Source organism: Lutibacter sp. (assembly GCF_041555395.1).
Classification (GTDB): domain Bacteria; phylum Bacteroidota; class Bacteroidia; order Flavobacteriales; family Flavobacteriaceae; genus Lutibacter.
Genome location: NZ_JBFFKM010000098.1, coordinates 1 through 4,845 on the forward strand (window position 1 = coordinate 1; position 4,845 = coordinate 4,845).

Here is a 4,845-nt window from a genome sequence, read left to right on the forward strand (position 1 = left end):
GAAGCGATGGATTATAAAGATTTAATGGATGGCTATGAAAGCATTACGCGCGAATTTCCCAAACCGAACTATCAGATCAGTATTGTGCACGGACAAATGCGGGCGGAAGATAAAGCCTATGAAATGGAGCGTTTTAAAAAAAGGGAAACACAAATTATGGTGGCGACTACGGTCATTGAAGTGGGGGTGGACATTCCAAATGCAAGTGTCATGGTGATTGAAAGCGCCGAGCGTTTTGGCTTGTCACAATTGCATCAGCTGCGCGGAAGGGTTGGACGTGGCGCCGAACAAAGTTATTGTATCCTCATGTCGGATTTTAAATTATCGAGCGATGCAAAAGTAAGGTTAAAGACGATGGTAGAAACCAACGACGGATTCAAAATTGCGGAAGTGGATTTAAAATTAAGAGGTCCTGGGAATTTAATGGGAACCCAGCAAAGCGGTGTGCTGAACCTGAAAATTGCCGACATCGTTAAAGATGCAACCATCCTGAAAACAGCAAGAACCATGGCCATGGAGCTGTTGGATAAAGACCCAGAATTAAATGCGCTGGAAAATAGATTTATAAGAGTTGCCTATCAGGAATTGAGCAAAGACAGTACGCTTTGGGTAAATATAAGCTAACAAAAAAGGGTTTCGGAGAAGTTAATTTTTTGAGATGAATTATTTTGCCAACTACAGCTTTAATTTCATTTCTTAATTTAACTTTTCGGAAACCCTTTAAGAACAATAAAACAAATCAATCAATCAATATTATCTTTTAAAACCAACTGCTTTTTATCTTTTAAGTATTGGTTATATATTTTTCTAATAATCTATTTAACAATGATACAACTTAGTTCTTGAGAGAACTGTTAAAGAAATTGTAAATTAAATTTCAAGAGTTGAAAATTTAAATAATTAAGTCAATTAGCGAATGAGTCAATGAGCCAATTAAAAAGTTAAAAGTCCTCAGTTTTCAGTAAAAAAATCATAGAAATTATTTCACCCTTTAGGGCGGGGAAAAAAATAGTTTCGAATACCATACAACAATCCAAAATTCATAATCCAAAATTCAACATTCATAATTCATAAACGCAACCAACCCATAACTCAAACCTAAAAAGAACCCGTCCTATGATTTTTTTCGTTGTAAAATATTGAAATTTTTAGCGTTGGCTGACGCTGCAATCCAAAGAGCTTAAGAAATGTACGCTACTGAGCGAAACGCGAAGTACTGAAAACATGATAAGCGGTCTGGATGCTGAGGATAAAAAAATTTCAATTCATTTTACAGAAAAAGATCATCAGACTAGATTTTTTGTTTCTTTTTCATCAATGGAAAAAGAAAAGAAACCATCGACAGATACTCAAATCGTAGTTTTATGAACACTTTTAAAACCAAATAAAAAGGAAAAGTGAGTAACCAGGCCAGCCTGCCGGTAGGCAGGTTTAGCATGACGATTGCTGATAAGAAGTGGACGTTTATATTATTTGCCAACAACAAATAACCAAAAAACTATCTTTTGTAAAAAATTTAACATGAAACCAAACAACTGAATTGTATTATTTATCTTTGCCTTTCGTTAAAAAAGTAAAACACTTATGAAATAAGCATAACGGAACTGCAATGCAGTACCAATGAATCTATGCGAATTCCATATGACCCATTAAAAACAATAAATAATAACATATGAAAATATCATACAATTGGTTAAAACAATTTTTGAAGATAGAATGGGAGGCTGAAAAAACAGCAGAATTGTTAACCGATTTAGGCCTTGAAGTAGAAGGAATAGAAACCGTTGAATCCATAAAAGGAAGTTTGGCCGGTGTGGTGGTTGGTAAAGTGTTAACCTGCATCCAGCACCCGAATGCAGACCGGTTAAAATTAACAACGGTGGATATAGGAACTGGAGAACCTTTGCAAATTGTTTGCGGCGCACCCAATGTGGCTGTCGGACAAACCGTTCCTGTAGCAACCATCGGCACGATGTTGTATGATGACAAAGGCGAAGGATTCGTGATTAAAAAAGGCAAAATCAGAGGGGAAGAAAGTCACGGTATGATTTGCGCCGAAGACGAATTAGGCATTGGAACCGACCACGATGGCATTATGGTGTTGGAAGACACCCTTATTGCAGGAACTTCTGTAGCCAACGTATTTGAAGTGGAATCGGATCAGGTATTTGAAATCGGATTGACACCAAACAGGGCAGATGCCATGAGCCATTTTGGAACCGCAAGGGATTTACGTGCCGGATTGTTGCAACGCCAGATTTCATTGGAATTGATTTCTCCTTCCGTGACTAATTTTAGGGTAGACGATAGAACCTTGAAAATTGACGTGGAGGTGGAAGATATTGAAAAAGCGCCGCGATATGTGGGCGTGACCATTTCCGACATTACCATAAAAGAATCACCTTCGTGGCTTCAAAATAAATTGAAAGCCATTGGGGTAAAACCCATAAATAATGTGGTGGATGTCACCAATTATGTGCTTCATGAATTGGGCCAGCCCTTGCATGCTTTTGATGCTGTTGCCGTGAAAGGCAATAAGGTAATCGTGAAAACGCTACCGACCGGTACCAAATTTACGACCTTGGATGGGGTGGAACGCGAATTGCACGAAGAGGATTTAATGATTTGCAACGGCAATGAAGAACCGATGTGTATGGCGGGTGTTTTTGGCGGATTGAATTCAGGAGTATCGGAAAATACCACGTCGCTGTTTTTGGAGAGCGCGTATTTTAATCCGGTATCTATTAGGAAAACCGCGAAAAGACATGCACTCAATACCGATGCTTCTTTCCGATTTGAAAGGGGAATAGACCCAAACATCACCAAATATGCGTTAAAACGGGCAGCCAATTTAATTGTGGAAATTGCCGGTGGAAAAGTATCTTCTGAAATAGTGGATATGTATCCGGTAAAATTCGAAGATTTTCAGATCTTTTTGGCTTATGAAAAAATGGATCGTTTGATTGGTGCCAAAATCCCAAGAGAAACGGTTAAAGACATATTGGCATCTTTAGAAATAAAATTTAATAGTGTAACGGAGGCCGGACTCGGATTAAGCATTCCTTCTTATAGGGTAGATGTGACGAGAGAAGCGGATGTTATTGAAGAAATACTGCGTGTTTACGGCTATAACAATGTCGAATTTTCACACAAACTGAATACCTCAATTTCATTTTCGGAATTTGAAGGCATTAAAGTTGAAAACGTGGTAGCGAATCAGTTAATTTCACAGGGATTTAATGAAACGATGGCAAATTCTTTAACCAAAGCCGATTATGTTTCGTTGTCGGAAACGCTTAAGGAGGAACACAATGTGGCTATTTTAAATCCTTTAAGCAACGACTTGGGGGTGATGCGCCAGTCTTTGTTATTCAGCGGGTTAGAATCAGTTGTTTACAACCTGAACAGAAAAAACAATGCCTTAAAATTCTTTGAATTTGGAAAATCTTACCACCACTTTGAAAGCGGGTATGAAGAACAAAAACATTTAACAATGTTTGTGACCGGAAACAGAACCAAAGATTATTGGAATTTGCCTCAAAAACCTTCAGATTTCTTTTATCTGAAAGGAGTTGCGCAGTCATTATTGCAGCGATTGGGTATCCAAAACATAAAAATTGCACCGGTGAAAAGTGATGTGTTTTCTGAAGGAATCTCTTTAAATTCAGGAAAGGTAAAACTGGCGGAACTGGGTTTGGTAAAACGATCAGTTTTAAAAGAATTCGGGATCAAACAAGAAGTGCTTTTTGCCGATTTCAATTGGGAAAATATGGGGAAACTTACCGGTAAATCACAAATTAAAGTGGCAGAAATGCCTAAATTCCCTTCAGTGAAACGAGACTTTGCATTGTTGCTCGATAAAGAAATCACCTTTGGTGAATTATACAACCTGGCTTTTCAGGCCGAAAAAAGTCTCTTGAAAGAAGTCGATTTATTTGATGTGTATGAAGGCGAAAACTTGGAAGAAGGAAAAAAATCCTATGCGGTAAGTTTCTTTCTTCAGGACGAAACCAAAACCCTGACCGATGTGCAAATAGACAAAGTCATGCAAAAAATCCAAAACACCTTCGAAAAAAATGTTGGGGCAACTCTTAGGTAGTTGAAAGCTGAAAGTTGAAAGGTCAAAGCTCAAAGCTCAAAGATTAAAGCTGAAAGTCTAAAGTTAAAAGGTCAAGGTTTTAAATCACGTGATCCCTAACTATTTACGCACTATTTTTATTGATTAATATCGGCATTATCCCTAATTCCATATATAAACGTCTTTGCAGGACAGAGCGTAAAGAAAATGTTTAGTAAACATTTTTAGCAATAGGGCCAGCCGGTGCGTTGGAATAGTCGACGAAGCAATCTCTTGGTTTAAGCAGTAAGATCGTGCAATGTAATAGTTTCGAATGCCATCCAAAATCCAAAATTCAACCAACTCACAACCGACAACTTAAAACTAAAAGAACGCGTCCTATGATTTTTTTCGTTTTAAAATATTTAATTTTTTAGCGTTGGCTGACGTTGCAACCCAAAGAGCCTCGCGGCAGGCTAAGCGTTGGGTGAGGCGGTCTGGGTGATGATGTTAAAAAAATTGGATAATTTTACAGAAAAAGATCATCAGACTAGATTTTTTTGTTACTTTTTTTATCAATGAAAAAAAGTAAAAGAGACTTGATAGCTTTAAATTAATATTTTTAACCGTACTCAAAAAATACCTGACGAGAAAGCGCCATTTCTTTTGGTTCCGTTTTCACTTGCCCTGAGCGCAGTCGAAGGGTGGGCATTCAAATCGACGAAGGAGATTCACGAATACCAATAAAAAATAATAAAAATAATGAGTAAAGAAAATGAACAGAAAAC

Annotated in this window: 2 protein-coding genes; both read left to right on the forward strand. The window is 37.6% G+C overall.

Annotation, left to right across the window (positions count from 1 at the left end; all coding sequences use genetic code 11):
* Positions 1 to 624, forward strand: a 624-nt coding sequence (locus ABY285_RS12240) for a helicase-related protein (RefSeq protein WP_372770466.1), incomplete at its 5' end; no start/stop codon positions are given.
* A gap of 1,048 nt (positions 625 to 1,672) precedes the next feature.
* Entirely contained in the window at positions 1,673 to 4,099 is a 2,427-nt protein-coding gene (pheT, locus tag ABY285_RS12245; RefSeq protein ID WP_372770468.1) for a phenylalanine--tRNA ligase subunit beta, read from the forward strand.
* The last annotated feature ends 746 nt before the right edge of the window (positions 4,100 to 4,845 follow it).